14 protein-coding genes are annotated in these 14,524 nt (G+C 73.5%); 11 read left to right on the forward strand and 3 right to left on the reverse strand.

Annotated features, from left to right (window positions below):
- Positions 1-91 precede the first annotated feature (91 nt).
- From ACFUK0_RS20650 to ACFUK0_RS20660, 3 genes are all read left to right on the forward strand, one after another.
- Positions 92-1,192, forward strand: a complete 1,101-nt coding sequence (locus tag ACFUK0_RS20650; protein ID WP_380252216.1) for a pyridoxal-phosphate-dependent aminotransferase family protein — start codon at positions 92-94, stop codon at positions 1,190-1,192.
- Positions 1,193-1,296: 104 nt separating this feature from the next.
- A complete protein-coding gene (locus ACFUK0_RS20655; protein WP_380252218.1) occupies positions 1,297-2,802 on the forward strand; it encodes an MFS transporter in 1,506 nt (501 codons plus the stop codon).
- A 160-nt stretch (positions 2,803-2,962) separates the two neighbouring features.
- The gene (locus ACFUK0_RS20660) at positions 2,963-4,534 is read left to right on the forward strand and encodes a TauD/TfdA family dioxygenase (RefSeq protein ID WP_380252220.1); all 1,572 of its coding nucleotides are present in this window, start codon (positions 2,963-2,965) and stop codon (positions 4,532-4,534) included.
- 31 nt (positions 4,535-4,565) lie between these two features.
- Here the strand turns inward: ACFUK0_RS20660 and ACFUK0_RS20665 are convergent, their stop codons facing one another.
- Entirely contained in the window at positions 4,566-5,387 is an 822-nt protein-coding gene (locus ACFUK0_RS20665) for a GntR family transcriptional regulator (protein WP_380252242.1), read from the reverse strand.
- A 305-nt stretch (positions 5,388-5,692) separates the two neighbouring features.
- On the opposite strand from ACFUK0_RS20665, the gene ACFUK0_RS20670 reads away from it, so the two are divergent.
- The 6 genes from ACFUK0_RS20670 (at position 5,693) to ACFUK0_RS20695 (ending at position 10,886) form a co-directional block, all read left to right on the forward strand.
- On the forward strand, positions 5,693-6,865 hold the full coding sequence (locus ACFUK0_RS20670) for an ABC transporter substrate-binding protein (protein WP_380252222.1): 1,173 nt from the start codon (positions 5,693-5,695) through the stop codon (positions 6,863-6,865).
- A 7-nt stretch (positions 6,866-6,872) separates the two neighbouring features.
- Positions 6,873-7,865, forward strand: a complete 993-nt coding sequence (locus ACFUK0_RS20675; RefSeq protein ID WP_380252224.1) for an ABC transporter permease — start codon at positions 6,873-6,875, stop codon at positions 7,863-7,865.
- Positions 7,853-8,680 (forward strand): ABC transporter permease, encoded by an 828-nt coding sequence (locus ACFUK0_RS20680; protein WP_380252226.1) that lies wholly within the window; start codon positions 7,853-7,855, stop codon positions 8,678-8,680. Before ACFUK0_RS20675 ends, ACFUK0_RS20680 begins: the two co-directional genes overlap by 13 nt.
- 45 nt (positions 8,681-8,725) lie before the next feature.
- The gene (locus tag ACFUK0_RS20685; RefSeq protein ID WP_380252228.1) at positions 8,726-9,811 is read left to right on the forward strand and encodes an ABC transporter ATP-binding protein; all 1,086 of its coding nucleotides are present in this window, start codon (positions 8,726-8,728) and stop codon (positions 9,809-9,811) included.
- Positions 9,812-9,875: 64 nt separating this feature from the next.
- Positions 9,876-10,559: an HAD family hydrolase gene (locus tag ACFUK0_RS20690; protein ID WP_380252230.1), complete on the forward strand. Its 684-nt coding sequence runs from the start codon at positions 9,876-9,878 to the stop codon at positions 10,557-10,559.
- Positions 10,560-10,565: 6 nt separating this feature from the next.
- A complete protein-coding gene (locus tag ACFUK0_RS20695; RefSeq protein WP_380252232.1) occupies positions 10,566-10,886 on the forward strand; it encodes a DMT family transporter in 321 nt (106 codons plus the stop codon).
- Here ACFUK0_RS20695 and ACFUK0_RS20700 read toward each other — a convergent pair.
- Both ACFUK0_RS20700 and ACFUK0_RS20705 read right to left on the reverse strand, forming a co-directional pair.
- Positions 10,864-11,226 carry a hypothetical protein gene (locus ACFUK0_RS20700; RefSeq protein WP_380252234.1) on the reverse strand — a complete coding sequence of 121 codons (363 nt, stop codon included), beginning with the start codon at positions 11,224-11,226 and terminating at the stop codon, positions 10,864-10,866. The genes ACFUK0_RS20695 and ACFUK0_RS20700 overlap by 23 nt on opposite strands.
- A gap of 65 nt (positions 11,227-11,291) precedes the next feature.
- On the reverse strand, positions 11,292-11,615 hold the full coding sequence (locus ACFUK0_RS20705; RefSeq protein ID WP_380252236.1) for a hypothetical protein: 324 nt from the start codon (positions 11,613-11,615) through the stop codon (positions 11,292-11,294).
- A 172-nt stretch (positions 11,616-11,787) separates the two neighbouring features.
- Here ACFUK0_RS20705 and ACFUK0_RS20710 point away from each other — a divergent pair, with 172 nt between their 5' ends.
- Positions 11,788-12,834 carry a Scr1 family TA system antitoxin-like transcriptional regulator gene (locus ACFUK0_RS20710; RefSeq protein ID WP_380252238.1) on the forward strand — a complete coding sequence of 349 codons (1,047 nt, stop codon included), beginning with the start codon at positions 11,788-11,790 and terminating at the stop codon, positions 12,832-12,834.
- A 223-nt stretch (positions 12,835-13,057) separates the two neighbouring features.
- Complete coding sequence (locus ACFUK0_RS20715; RefSeq protein ID WP_380252240.1) at positions 13,058-14,476, forward strand: endonuclease/exonuclease/phosphatase family protein; 1,419 nt, start codon at positions 13,058-13,060, stop codon at positions 14,474-14,476.
- Positions 14,477-14,524: the final 48 nt, after the last annotated feature.

Below are 14,524 nucleotides of genomic sequence, written 5' to 3' on the forward strand. Positions count from 1 at the left end.
GCGGCAGTGGGCGATGAGGCAGACTGGCGACCGGGGCGCCCGGCGCCGTCCGCCCCACCCGACCAGCACCGTCACAGCGAAAGGCCGGCCCGTGAGCCCCTTCCTCGACCTCCCCCCGCTCACCGCCGCGCACTTCGCCGCGATCGAGGACAAGGTGGCCGCGCTGCTGCACACCGATGCCGACGTGATCATCACGCAGGGCGAGGCGCTGCTGCCGCTGGAGGCCGCCATCCGCAGCGCGGCGCATCCCGGCAGCACCGCGCTGAACATCGTCACCGGCCCGTACGGGCAGACCTTCGGCAACTGGCTGCGGGACTGCGGCGCCGAGGTCGTCGACCTCGGCGTACCGTTCGACTCCGCCGTCTCCGCCGAGCAGGTCGCGGACGCGCTGCGGGCCCGCCCCGAGATCGACTTCGTCTCCCTGGTGCACGCCGAGGCCGCCACCGGGAACACCAACCCGGTCGCCGGGATCGCCGCCGCCGTGCACGCCCACGGCGCCCTGCTGATGCTCGACGCCGTCGCCTCGGTGGCCGCCGAACCGCTGCTCACCGACGCCTGGGGCGTCGACCTGTGCGTCATCGGCGGCCAGAAGGCGATGGGCGGCCCGGCCGGCGTCTCCGCCGTCTCGGTCAGCGACCGGGCCTGGCAGCGGATCGCCGCCAACCCGGCCGCGCCCCGCCGCTCCTACCTCTCCCTGCTGGACTGGAAGGACCGCTGGACGGACGCCGGACGCGCCGTACTCCCGCACGCACCGGCCCAGTTGGAGATGCTGGCGCTCGACGCCTGCCTGGACCGGATCACCGCCGACGGCCTCGACACCGTCATCGCCCGCCACCGCGCCGCGGCCGCCGCCACCCGCGCGGGCACCCGTGCGCTCGGCACCCTCACCCCCTACGTCGGGCGGGACGAGCACGCGGCCCCCGTCGCCACCACCCTGCGCACCCCGCCCGGCATCGACGCCGCCGCACTGGCCGCGACCCTCGACCCGGCGCTGCCCGTGCAGGCCGGCGGCGGCGCCCTCGCCGCCACCATGCTCCGGGTCAACCACTACGGCCGGGCCGCGTCACTGGAGGTCGTCCAGGACTGCCTGAGTGCGCTGGGCACGGCGCTCGGCGCGACGGCGGCCACGGCGGACGGCGCACGGGCCGCGGCGGCCGGCGCCTGGCGGGCCGCCACGGCCCCGGCGAACTGACGGACGGTCGGCCGGCGGCCCGGAGGCCGCCCGGGGGACGCGGGCCGGACGCGGGCCGGGAGCGCCGGGCTGCGAACCGCCCGAGCTCGTGCGAATCTACAGAGGTGTCAGACAAAACGGATCAAACCGTACCCGATGAGTCGGCCGGCCGCCCGGCGGGCGCCGCCCTGTTGGCCGCCACCTGCGTGTCGACCCTGGTCGTCAACGCCAACACCTCGGCGGTGAGCATCCTGCTGCCGGCGATCAGCGAGGACACCGGCACGTCACTGGACACGCTGCAGTGGGCCATCACCGGCTACTCGCTGGTCGGCGCGGCTGTGATCGTCACCGCGGGCGCCCTCGGCGACGTCTTCGGGCGGCGGCTGGTCTTCCTCGGCGGGCTGGCCCTGTTCATCGCCTCCTGCGCCCTGATCGCGCTCGCCGGCAGCGGCGCGGGGGTCATCGCGGGCCGGGCGGTCCAGGGGGCGTCGGGAGCCACGATCCTGGCCTGCGGAATGAGTCTGCTCTCGGTGGGGACGTCGGGGCAGGGGCGGGTACGGGCCGTGACCCTGTGGGGCGCCGCGTCGGCGGTGGGCGCGGCGGTCGGGCCGCTGGTCGGCGGTGTGCTGGTGGACGGCGTCGGGTGGCAGGGCCTGTTCTGGATCGACGCGGCGATCGCGATCGCCTGCGTGCCGGTCACGCTGCGCGGGATCGCCGAGTCCCGCGACGCCGGCCGCAGCCGGTCGATCGACTACGCGGGCACCGCACTGATCGCCGCGGTGCTGGCCCCGGCGCTGCTCGCGCTGAGCGAGGGCTCGGACTGGGGCTGGACGTCGGCGGGGGTGCTCGGCTGCCTCGCCGTGGCGGTGCTGGCGGCCGTGGCCTTCGTCGCGGTGGAGCGGCGGGTCGCCGAACCACTGGTCGACCTGCGGCTGCTGCGCGACCGGGTGCTGATCGGCGCCACGGTGGCGATCCTGCTGAGCGCGGGGGTGATCAACGGTCTGATGTACCTGGTCAGCCTGTACTTCCAGAACCCCGCCACGCTCGCCCTGAGCCCCTTCCAGGCGGGCCTGGCGACGCTGCCCGCGACGGTGGGCCTGATCGCCGTCACCCCGCTGGTGCCCCGGGCCGTCAAGCGGATGGGCGTCGGGCCGGTGATCGGGGCCGGTTTCGCGGCGGCGACGGCCGGTTGCGCGCTGCTGGTGCTGGTCCAGGGCGACTGGCGGTACGGGGCGTTCGCGCTGCCGCTGGTGCTGCTGGCCGCCGGTCTGGGGCTCGTGAACGGTCCGGCGAGTTCGGCGTCCACCTCGTCGGTGGCCGCCGAGGACGTCGGTGCGGCGTCCGGCATCTCGAACATGGCCCGGTACATCGGCGCCGCCGCGTTCACCGCGGCCGTGGCCACGGTGAACACGTCCGTCGGCTCCTCGCATCTCGCGGACGGCGCCGCGACGGCGGACGCGTTGGCGGCGGGCCTGTCCCGGGCCTGCCTGCTCCTCACGGTGGCGTGCGCGGTGGGCGTACTGCTCTCCGCGCTGGCGGCCAGGGCCCGCCGCCGCCGGGTCGAGCCCGGGGCGTACGGGGCGGCGGCGGCCTCGCACAGCCACACCGTCCGCACCGAAGGGGCCGCCTGAGGCGGCAGGCGGGCCCACTGTTCCCGCGCCGTTCACCTGGGCGGCATCCGGGCCTCACCCGCACCCGGGACAGTCTTCGAAACGGCAAAGTTGGCTATACATCTTTGCCGACCGGAGAAGTGCCGACACGTACCGGGAAGCCCCGGACCAGGAGAGCCACATGCCGCTCCCGCCGTACTGGCTGCGCGACAACTGCCCCTGCGGCGAGTGCCGCGACCCACGCAACGGGCAGAAGCTGTTCCAGATCACCGACCTGCCCGAGGATCTCACGATCGACGAGCGGACGGAGGCCGACGGCCACCTCGCGGTGCTCTGGTCGGACGGCCACCGCTCCCGCTACCCGCTCGACTGGCTGGCGCAGGAGCCGAGCGGCGACGGCCGCAGCGAGGCCGGCAAGCGGCTGTGGCAGGCCGCCGACTTCGCCGCCGGGATCCCCGAGGCCGACTGGGACGCCTACCTCGGCGACCCGGTCGAGCAGGCCGCCGTGCTCGGCGCGGTGCTGCGCTCCGGCTTCGCCGTGCTGCGCGGCGTACCGCCCGTCGAGGGGCAGGTGCTGGCGGTGGCGCGGACCTTCGGGTACGTCCGCGAGACCAACTACGGCGAGCTGTTCGACGTCCGGGTCGAGGCCGATCCGAACAACCTGGCGTTCACCAGCGCGGCCATCGCCCCGCACTCGGACAACCCGTACCGCGACCCGGTGCCGACGCTCCAACTGCTGCACTGCCTGGACAACTCGGCCGTCGGCGGCGACTCCGGGCTGGTCGACGGGTTCCGGGCGGCGGCGGCGCTGCGCGAGGAGGCGCCGGAGGACTTCGCGGTGCTCACCCGCACGCTCGTGCCGTTCGTCTTCCGCGACCGGGGCACCGAGCTGCGCGCCGACCGGCCGCTGATCGGCCTCGACGCCCTCGGCCGGATCCGCGAGGTGCGCTTCAACAACCGCTCGATCGGCACCCTGCGGCTGCCCGCCGCCGAACTCGACGCCTTCTACGCCGCGTACCGGCGCTTCGCGGCGATCACCCTGCGCCCGGAGCTGCAACTGGAGTTCCGGCTCGGGCCCGGCGACTGCCTGATCTTCGACAACGTCCGGCTGCTGCACGCCCGCACGGCCTTCGAGCAGAACGGCAGCCGCCACCTCCAGGGCTGCTACGCCGACCTGGACTCGCTCGCCTCCGCCTTCGCCGTACTGAACCGCCGGATCGCCGCGCTGGACACCATCGCCGAGTACTTCGAGGGCGAGGGCGCGGCGGAGTACCTGGGCGAGGCCGTCACGATGGCCGGGCACATGCTCCAGGCCGGGGCGCTGGCCGAGGCCGCCGGGGCGCCGCCGCACCTGGTCGCGGCCGCGCTGCTGCACGACGTGGGCCACTTCGGGGGCACCGGGCTCGACCTGATGGAGGGCCGGGACAACCGGCACAGCGACGCCGGCGCGGACTGGCTCGCCCAGTGGTTCGGCCCGGAGGTCACCGGGCCCGTCCGGCTGCACGTCGCGGCCAAGCGCTACCTGTGCACGGTCGAGGCGGGCTACCGGGCCCGGCTGTCGGAGGCCTCGGAGTTCACCCTTCAGGTGCAGGGCGGCCCGATGACGGACGAGCAGGCCGCCGCCTTCGCCGCCCTCCCGGGCGCGGCCGACGCGGTGGCCGTCCGCCGCTGGGACGAGGAGGCCAAGGACGCGGACGCGGCCACCCCCGGCTTCGGGCACTTCCGGCCGCTGCTGGCCGCCCTGATGGGCTGACCGGCCGGCCGGCGCCGCGCGCAGCGGGGCGTCAGTCGCTCTCCCGCGCGTGCCGCGAAAGGGCCGAGGTGGCCAGCGAGTTGTGCACGCTGAAGGCCACCGTCCCCGGCAGGTAGCGGTCCTGGGACCACTCCACCGGGGTGCCGGTCGGGTCGGTGGTGCGGCGGCGCTCGCGCAGCAGCGGGCTGCCCCGGCGGCAGCCCAGCAGGCGGGCGTCCTCGGCGTTCGCGGCGACCACGTCGATGGTGTGGTCGGCGTCCGTGAAGAGGATGCCGTGCTCGCGCAGCTGCTCGGTGTGCGAGACCACGTCGGCGGGCAGCTGCGCCACCAACTCGCCGACCAGCGGCGGGTAGACCGTCCGCTCGACCATCACGGGCACGCCGGAGAGGGTGCGCAGCCGGACGGTGACGTACACCTCGGCGCCCGCCTCCAGGCGCAGTTGCTCGCGTTCGGCGGCGTCGGCCGGTCGGTGGGTGAGGGAGTCCAGGATGCCGCCCGGCTCCTCGCCCATCGAGCGGGCCCAGTGGGTGAAGCTGAGCAGCTCCGAGAAGCTCTGCACGCGGGCGTTGCCGAGGACGACCCGGCGGGTGCCGCGGCGGGAGGTGACCAGGCCGTCGGAGCGCAGCACGGAGAGGGCCTGGCGGACGGTGCCCCGGGAGACGCCGTACTGCTCGGCGAGGGCGCCCTCGGCGGGCAGCCGCCCGGCCTCGCCGAACGCGCCGGTGGTGATGGCCTCGCGCAGGTCGGCGGCGACCTTGCGGTAGAGGGCCGCGCCGCGCTCGGCCCCGGCGGGAGCGGGCCGGGGTGCGGGCTCGTCGGCACCGGGTGCGTGCTGGTCCGGCTCGTGTGCCACGTCAGTCAAGGTCCCTCCTGGGCCGGTGTCCTGTGCAGCCGTACCGGCGCGGACAGGGTGACGATATCCGCTGCGCCCGCGAAGCGTTGCACCGTCCCGATCGGTGGTGGACGGCCCGATTCGACCGTTCCCGCAGCCGCCCCCAGTTCTCGGGCATCCGTTCACCTTCTCGTCACCGCGCTCCGGCGTACTTACCCACGACGGCGAAGTTGGCTAGTCAACTCGTCGTCCCCGACTTATGAACGAGCACCCTCGAACACCCCCCTCCCCGTAGTAGTACGCCCCCCTGATCAGGAGACTGACCCGTGACCGTGCACCGTGCCCGTGCCGCCGCCTTCGCGGCCGTACTGACCGCCGCCGCGCTCTCCCTGTCCGCCTGCGGCTCCGCGGGCTCGACCTCCGCCAAGTCCGGCGACGCCGCGAAGGCCGGTGCGAAGGAGGCCAAGGACGCCACCTCCGCCGCCGACCTCGGCGGACTGGACGCCCTGGTCGCCGCCGCCAAGAAGGAGGGCAAGCTGCACGTCATCACGCTGCCCCGGGACTGGGCGAACTACGGCAAGATCATGGACTCGTTCACCGCCAAGTACGGCATCGAGATCGAGGACGAGAACCCGGACGGCTCCAGCCAGGACGAGATCAACGCGATCACCTCCCGCAAGGGCCAGGACCGCGCCCCCGACGTGGTGGACCTCGGCAGCGCCTTCGCGCAGTCCGCCGCCAAGGACGGCCTGCTCGCCCCCTACAAGGTCGCGAACTTCGACAAGGTCGCGGACACCATGAAGGAGGCGACCGGCCTGGCCGTCAACGACTACGGCGGCTACGTCTCGATCGGCTGCGACGCGAAGAAGATCGCCAACTGCCCGAAGACCTTCGCCGACCTGCTCAAGCCCGAGTACAAGGGCCAGGTCGCGATGAACGGCAACCCGACCAAGTCCGGCTCGGCGTTCGGCGGCGTCTACGCGGCCGCACTCGCCAACGGCGGCTCGCTGGACAACATCCAGCCCGGCATCGACTTCTTCGGCAAGCTGAAGCAGTCCGGCAACTTCAACCCGGTCGAGTCCACCCCGGCGACCGTCGAGAAGGGCGAGACGCCGATCAGCATCGACTGGTCGTACCTCAACGCCGGCTACACCGACGAGTTCAAGGCCAAGGGCGTCGACTGGCAGGTCGCCGTCCCGAGCGACGGCAGCTACGCCCAGTACTACAACCAGGCGATCAACAAGTGGGCCCCGCACCCGGCGGCCGCCCGCCTGTGGCAGGAGTACCTCTTCAGCGCCGAGGGCCAGAACCTCTTCCTCGGCGGCTACGCCACCCCCGCCCTCTTCGACGCGCTGAAGAAGGACGGCACCCTCGACGCCGCCGCCGCTGCCAAGCTGCCCACCGTCGAGAAGCCCTTCACCACCTTCCCCACCCAGGACCAGATCGCCGCGGCCAAGAAGACCGTGACCGAGAACTGGGCCAAGGCGATCGCGGGCTGATCACACCATGACCACGGCTCCCACCCCGGTGCCGACCCCCGCCGCCACTGACACCAGTGGCGGCGCGGGGGTCTCCGCCGCCGCACCGTCCTCCCCCACCGTTCCGGCGCAGCGCGACGCCCGCGGCCCCGGCGCCCCCGCCCGGCACCGCCTGCGCCCGCGCGCCGGCTCCTGGCTGGCGACCGTGCCGCTGCTCGCGTTCTTCGCGATCAGCTTCGGCCTGCCCGCCGTCGCCATCGCCATCGGCGCGTTCACCGCCTCCACCGACGCCGAGACCGGCGCCGGACAGTTCACCACCGCGAACCTCACCGACTCGGTGCAGGGGGCGTACTGGACGGCCCTGCTCAGCAGCGTCAAGCTGTCCGCGCTCACCGCCCTGCTCGGCACGGTGATCGGGCTGCCGATCGCGCAGGCCGTCGTGACCTCCCGCTACCGGGCCGTCCGCGAGGCCGTGCTCTCCGCCTCCGGCGTGCTGGCCAACTTCGGCGGCCTGCCGCTCGCGTTCGCCTTCGTCGCCACCCTCGGCAACGCCGGCGAGCTGACCGAGCTGCTGCACCTGACCGACCACGGCTGGAGCCTGTACTCGTTCACCGGCCTGACGGTCGTCTACCTGTACTTCCTCGTCCCGCTGATGGTGCTCAGCATCACGCCCGCGCTGGACGGCCTGCGGGTGCAGTGGCGCGAGGCGGCCCACAACAACCGGGCCACCACGCTGCAGTACTGGCGCCACGTCGCCCTGCCGATCCTCTTCCCGTCGCTGCTCGGCGGGTTCGTGCTGCTGTTCGGCAGCGCCTTCGCCGCGTACGCCACCGCCGCCGCCATGGTCGGCGCGACGGTGCCGCTGATCAGCCGCTCGATCGCCGACGCGCTGTCCGGCAACGTGCTGGTCGGCCAGGGCAACCTGGCGCTCGCGCTCAGCCTCGACATGATCCTGGTGGCGGCCCTCGTGATGGCCGTCTACCTGCCCCTCCAGCGCCGGAGTGCCCGATGGCTCAGCTGATCTCCAAGGTGCGCGTCTGGCGCGGCGTCGTCCTGCTGCTGGCCGGCCTCTACTTCGTGCTGCCGATGGCCGCCTCGGTGTACTTCAGCATCGACGACCCGAAGGGCTTCACCTTCGAGGCCTACACCGGTCTGCTGAGCGCCCCGGGCTTCACCGACAGCCTCCGGCTGACGCTGGAACTCGCCCTGGTGACGGTCCTGGTGGTGCTGCTCCTGCTGGTGCCGGCACTCGTCGCGGTGCGGCTCGGCTCGCCGCGCCTGCGCACCGTGCTGGAGGTGGTCTGCACGCTGCCGCTGGTCGTCCCGCCGGTGGCGCTCACGGCCGGCCTGATCGGCGTGCTGCGCTGGGGCCCGGACTACCTGATGGACACGCCGTTCTTCCAGACCTTCGTGTTCGTCCAGGACCCGAAGTTCCCGATCGTGCTGGTCATCGCGTACGTGCTGATGGCGCTGCCGCTGGCCTACCGCGCGCTGGACGCCGGACTGCGCGCGGTGGACGTCCGCACCCTGGTGGAGGCCGCCCGCAACTGCGGGGCGAGCTGGCCGCGCGCGGTGTTCGCCGTCGTCCTGCCGAACCTGCGCGGGGCGCTGCTGAACGCCTCCTTCCTGACCCTCGCGCTGGTCCTCGGTGAGTTCACCGCCGCCTCGATCCTCGGCTACCAGCCCTTCGCGGTGTGGATCTACTCGGTCGGCAACAGCCAGGCCCAGATGTCCGTCGCGGTGTCGGTGCTCAGCCTGCTGATCACCTGGGTGCTGCTGCTCCTGCTGGCCGCCGCCGGCCGTGAGCGCCGCCACCGCACGCCCGCCCGTCCCTGACCCGCCCGCCCGCGCGTCACCGACCCCGTTAGCGAGAAACCCCTCATGACCACGGTTACCGCCCCCGCCGCCGGCGCACCTCTCGCGCCCGGCAGCGCGACCGTCGAATTCCGTTCGCTGCGCCGCTCGTTCGGCGCCACCACCGCCCTGGACGGCCTGGACCTCACCGTCCACCCGGGTGAGCTGCTCGCCCTGCTCGGCCCGTCCGGCTGCGGCAAGACGACCGCGCTGCGCATCCTCGCCGGGTTCGAGCAGCACGACGGCGGCGAGGTGCTGGTCGACGGCGAGGACATCACCCGGATCCCCGCGCACCGGCGCGACGCCGGCATGGTGTTCCAGTCGTACAGCCTCTTCCCGCACCTGACGGCCGCCGACAACGTCGCCTTCGGGCTCCGGATGCGCGGCGCGGGCAAGGCCGAACGCCGCACCCGCGCGATGGAGCTGCTGGAGCTGGTCGGCCTGCCGCAGCACGCCGACCGCTACCCGCACCAGCTCTCCGGCGGCCAGCAGCAGCGGATCGCGCTGGCCCGCGCGCTGGCCCTCAAGCCGCGCGTCCTGCTGCTGGACGAGCCGCTCTCCGCGCTGGACGCGAAGGTCCGGCTCAGCCTGCGCGAGGAGATCCGCCGCCTCCAGCAGGAGCTGGGCATCACCACCCTGTTCGTCACCCACGACCAGGAGGAGGCGCTGTCGATGGCCGACCGCGTCGCCGTCCTGCGGGCGGGCCGGCTGGAGCAGTGCGCGACGCCGTCCGAGCTGTACGCGCGCCCGGCCACCGCGTTCGTCGCCGAGTTCGTCGGCACCATGAGCCGGATCCCGTGCGTGCGCTCGGGCGACGGCGTCGAGGTGCTCGGCCGCCGCCGCCAGGTGGACGGGGCCATCCCCGCCGACGGTGAACTCCACGTGCTGGTAAGGCCGGAGAACGTCGGCCTGACCCCCGCCGAGGACGGCCCCGCACTGGTCGTGGCCGCGTCCTTCCTGGGCGCCGTCACCCGGCTCACCGTGCGCCTCGCCGACGGCACCGAGGTCAAGACCGACCTGCCGACCGAGGCCGCCGCCACCCTGCCGATCGGCAGCACCGCCGACATCACACTGCCCGACCGCCCGGTGCTGGTGGACCGCCGTCCGGCCTGAACCACCCGCAGCCTCGACACACCCGATGCACCTGATCCACCCGATGCACCCGATAGGTACCGCCATGCCTGACGCCGCCCGCCCCTGGGCCCCGCCCGCCGCCGTCCTGTTCGACATGGACGGCACCCTGGTCGACACCGAGCACCTCTGGTGGCAGGCCGCCGCCGAACTCGCCACCGAACTCGACCTCGCGCTCACCGAGCGGGACGTCCCCGACGTGCTCGGCCGCGCCGTCGAGCACACCGCCGCCCACCTGCACCGCAGCAGCGGCACGGCCCGCACGGAGGCCGACCTGGCCGCGCACCTCGGGGACACCTTCGCCGGCAAGGTCGCCGACGAGATCGTCCCCCGCCCCGGCGCGCTCGCCCTGCTCACCGCGCTGCGGGCCGCCCGGGTGCCCACCGCCCTGGTGTCGGCCTCGCCCCGCCGGGTCGTCGACCTGGTGCTCGCCGGCCTGGGCAGCGACTGGTTCACCGTCACCCTCGCCGCCGAGGACACCGAGCACACCAAGCCCGCCCCCGACCCCTACCTCGCGGCCGCCGCCCTGCTCGGCCTGGACCCGGCGGCCTGCGTCGCCGTCGAGGACACCCCGACCGGCGTCGCCTCCGCCCACGCGGCCGGGTGCGCGGTGCTGGCCGTCCCGTCCACCGTGCCGATCGCCGCCGCCCCCGGCATCACCCTGCTCGACAGCCTGGAGCAGGCCGATCTCGCGCTGCTGGGCAGGCTCACCGCGAGCCGGGCGGTCTGACGGGCCGTGCCCTACCTCCTGCTCGCCCTCGCCATCGTCAGCGAGGTCTGCGCGACCAGCTGCCTCAAGCTCACCGAGGGCTTCACCCGGCTCTGGCCGAGCCTCGGGGTGGGGCTGGGCTACGTGCTGTCCTTCGTCCTGCTCGGCCGGGCCCTGAAGCACATCCCGGTCTCCGTCGCCTACGCCGTCTGGTCCGGCGCCGGCACGGCGGCGGTGGCCGGCATCGGCGTCCTCGCCTTCGGCGAAACCCTGGGCCGGGCCCAGTGGCTGGGCCTCGCCCTGATCATCGCCGGGGTCGTGGCACTCAACCTGCGGGGCGGGCACTGAGGCCCTGCTCGTCCACGTCGGCCCAGACGATCCGCTCCCGGCTGGAGTGCCCGAACCGGTCCGCGAGCCGCAGCCCGGGCAGCAGGGCCAGCTGCCGCTGCGGGTCCCGGGGGCTCTCCGCCGTCAGCCGGTAACCGGACGGCGTGCGGTGCAGGCGAACGGCGGTGCCCCCGGCGAGGGCCAGCACGTCGGCGATCGCCCGGGCCCGATCCAGCAGCCGGCCGGTCGCCGACCTCGCCGACTCGGCGTGGTGCCAGGCCTCCAGATGGTCCAGGCACCAGCCGCAGACCCGGAGCGGGACGGGCACGCCCCCGGCCGTGAGCGTGCCGACGGGCGTCACGTCCTGGAGCGTCAGGCACCCGAAGCACCGCCCCTCGACCCACCCGGGGCCCGTGCCGCCTGTGGTCACCCCCGCACGATCCACCGGGGATCCGCCTCCCACTCGGGCCCACCGGACACCGGCCGCAGATAGACCACCCCGCCGAGCGTGTCCATGTAGGTGCCGACCCGCCCGCACCGCGCATCGAGGACGAGCTCCCCCCGGGCAGTGGGCCGGTACGGCGCCGCCGGCGGGTACGCACCACCGACCGGCGGCGGCGGCTTCGGGTACGCGATCGTCAGCAGCGCCTCGGGCCGCCCGTTGCACCGGGGACTGGCACACCGGCACGGCGGGAAGGCCCGCTGCTCGGTCACCGGCTTGATCGTGTCGTCCTGCTGACTACTGGTCATGATCGTGACTCCGTGCGGATCTCGTCGTCCGGGCGACATCGTCGCTTTCCGCCAACAAGCATCGACAGTGCGTAGTACGTTGACGAGACCCGGCGAGCGGACAAGGCGTTCTGTCCTGAATGGAGTTGCGCCCGTGGCAGGCAGGCGAGTGACCGAGCGGCGAGGCACCCTGGTGCCCGAGGCCTTCGTGTGGATGCTGCGGGAGCTGCGGACGAGAGCCGGGTACGACACCTGTGCGAGTCTCGCTCGCGAGGTCAACCTCTCGCCGTCACAAGTAACCAAGATCGAGAGCCTCGAACGCACACCCCTCCGCGACTTCGCCGAGCGGTGCGACCAGGTCCTCAGGACCGGCGGCCAGCTGACGCGGGCCTGGGACGACGTCGCCTGGAACGCACCGGTCGAGCACCCGGACTGGTTCAAGTTCTTCGCGAACCTGGAGGCCCAGGCCACGCTGATCCGACAGTTCCAGGTCGAGCGCATCACGGGCCTCCTGCAGACCCCCGCCTACGCACGGGCACTCTTCAAGCACGCCCAGCCCGGTGCGGACGAGGCGACGATCTCGAACGGTGTGACCGCCCGCATCGGCCGACAGCGCCGGTTTCTCGAACCCGACGGGCCCGTCCTGGTGGTCATTCTCGACGAGGGTGTGATCCGTCAGCATGTGGGTGGCAGGTTCGTCATGCACGATCAGCTCCGCCATCTCGCCACGGTCGGCGAGCGGCACCCGAACGTGATCATCCAGATTGCGCCCTTCCAGCTGGGAGAACGAACCGGCAAGGGCGGACTGACGCTCCTCAGCCTTCCCGACGGGACGCAATGGGCCTACTCCGAAAGCATGAGCCGGGGACATGTGGTCAACGACCCGACCACGATCGAGGAACGCACCCGGGCCTATGATCGGCTTCGGGCCGAGGCGCTGTCCGCGCAGGACTCGGTCCGCCTGATCCAGAGCGTCATGAGGGAGCTAGTGAACATGACTCCAGTGGCCGGACCCATCGAGATTCCCTGGCAGAAGCAGCCCCGCCAGTGGCAGACCAGCACCTACAGCCAGGGCGACGGCGGAGAGTGCGTCGAGGTCGCCCTGAACCTCGCCGCCGGCGAAGGCGTGGTACCGGTCCGGGACAGCAAGGACCGCCAGGGGCCGGAGTTGGCGTTCACCGCCGCCGCGTGGGCCGCTTTCACCCGCAGCGCCGCCGCCGGCGAGTTCGGCACCGTCTGACCGCATCACCGCGAGGCCCCGCCACTCCGCTCCCCGGGGTGGCGGGGTCTCGCCGTTCCCGGCCCGGGCTTCGGCGCGCTGCCGCCGCATACGCACAATTGCCATGCCCGGAGCAGGAGTTGGCGCAGCGCCCGACGGCCCGTCACGCGGCGTTCACGCGTACTACAGGACCCCTCGGGTCAATAGGTTCAGTTGTACAACCAACTTGACCTGAAGGATCCCCGTGGCCACAGGCAGCACCCTCACCCTCAGCTCCTCCAGCAGTCCCACCGAAGGCGACAAGCTCACCTTCCACTGGACCACCGGCGCGCCCGACACCAAGAACTGGGTGGGCGTCTACGACGGCACCCGGCAGCCCGGCACCGGCTCCTCGCTGCTCTGGAAGTACACCCCCGGCGCCTCCGGGGACGTCCAGTTGGACACCTCCGCGCTCACGGGCGGCCCGTACACCGCCTACCTGCTCGCCAAGGACGGGTACGGCATTCTGGCGCAGAGCGCGCCCTTCAGCTTCCGGCCCAAGCCGTCGGTGCAGCGCCCGCACGCGGTGGTGGACGCGTTGACGGCGACCGCCGCAGCACCGGGCGGGGCCGTCTCCGTCAAGCTCGGCGGGCTCTGGGCCCGCCCGGCGGGCAATCCTGCGGGCACGGCGGCCTTCCGCAGGACCGGCGGCGACGCCTGGCTGTCCGTCGCGGCGGACGGCACGGTCGGCGGCACCGCTCCCGCCACCGCCCTCGCGCAGCCGGCCGTGGTCACCGTCGGGGTGAAGGACAGCGCGGGCGCCACCGACACCATCACCGTCCTGCTCCCCGTCCGGGCCGCCGCCGGGCCGCTGCGCCTGAAGGCCGCGAGCTGGAACCTGTGGGACGCGGGCACCCACGTCACCGACGCGCTGGAGAAGCAGCTGCGGGTCGTCCTCACCCAGGGCCTGGACGTACTGGCCCTCCAGGAGACCGCCGGCACCGCCGCCCAGACCCTCGCCACCGCCCTCGGCTGGTACGCCTACCAGAGCCCCGGCAGCGTCGGCATCCTCAGCCGCTACCCGCTCACCGCCGTCACCCCCGTCACCACCGCCCTGCCCGCCGCCGGCGCCACCCTCCAGCTCCCCGGCGGACGCACCCTCCGCTTCTGGGCCGCCCACCTGGACGAGGCCAACTACGGCCCCTACGCCGTCCAGGACGGGCAGAGCACCACCCAGGTCCTGGCCACCGAGAACGCCTCCGTCCGCCTCCAGCAGGCCAAGGCGCTCCTCGCGGCCGTCCAGGCGGACATCGCGACCGGCACCCCGGTGCTGCTGGCCGCCGGCCTGTCCTCGCCGTCGCACCTGGACTGGACGGCGGCCACCGGCCGGCCGCTCAACTGGCCCGTCACGGTGGCACTTCAGGCCGCCGGCCTGGCCGACGCCTTCCGCGTGGCGCACCCCGACCCGGCCGCCCTGCCGGGCAACACCTGGTCGCCGACCCGCAAGGTGCGGGGCGCGAAGGCGGAGCCGCAGGACCGGATCGACCAGGTGCAGTTCGCCGGGCCGCTGACCCTGGTCGAGGCGCACACGCTGACCACCGGCTGGCCGCAGGCCGACCCTCAGGCCACCGGCAACCAGTGGCCGTCCGACTCCGCGGCCGCCGTCGCGACCTTCACCCTCTGAAAGGCCCGACCACCATGCCCGAACTCTCCCGCCGCACCTTCGTCGGCG

Origin of the sequence: Kitasatospora sp. NPDC057223 (genome assembly GCF_042669755.1) — a bacterium.
In the GTDB taxonomy this organism is placed as follows: domain Bacteria; phylum Actinomycetota; class Actinomycetes; order Streptomycetales; family Streptomycetaceae; genus Kitasatospora.

Excerpts from the sequence above, each read along its gene's own strand:
- ACFUK0_RS20660 (WP_380252220.1), top strand. The coding sequence starts at position 2,963 with ATGCCGCTCCCGCCGTACTGGCTGCGCGACAACTGCCCCTGCGGCGAG.
- ACFUK0_RS20675 (WP_380252224.1), top strand. The coding sequence starts at position 6,873 with ATGACCACGGCTCCCACCCCGGTGCCGACCCCCGCCGCCACTGACACC.
- ACFUK0_RS20680 (WP_380252226.1), top strand. The coding sequence starts at position 7,853 with ATGGCTCAGCTGATCTCCAAGGTGCGCGTCTGGCGCGGCGTCGTCCTG.
- ACFUK0_RS20685 (WP_380252228.1), top strand. The coding sequence starts at position 8,726 with ATGACCACGGTTACCGCCCCCGCCGCCGGCGCACCTCTCGCGCCCGGC.
- ACFUK0_RS20690 (WP_380252230.1), top strand. The coding sequence starts at position 9,876 with ATGCCTGACGCCGCCCGCCCCTGGGCCCCGCCCGCCGCCGTCCTGTTC.
- ACFUK0_RS20705 (WP_380252236.1), bottom strand. The coding sequence starts at position 11,615 with ATGACCAGTAGTCAGCAGGACGACACGATCAAGCCGGTGACCGAGCAG.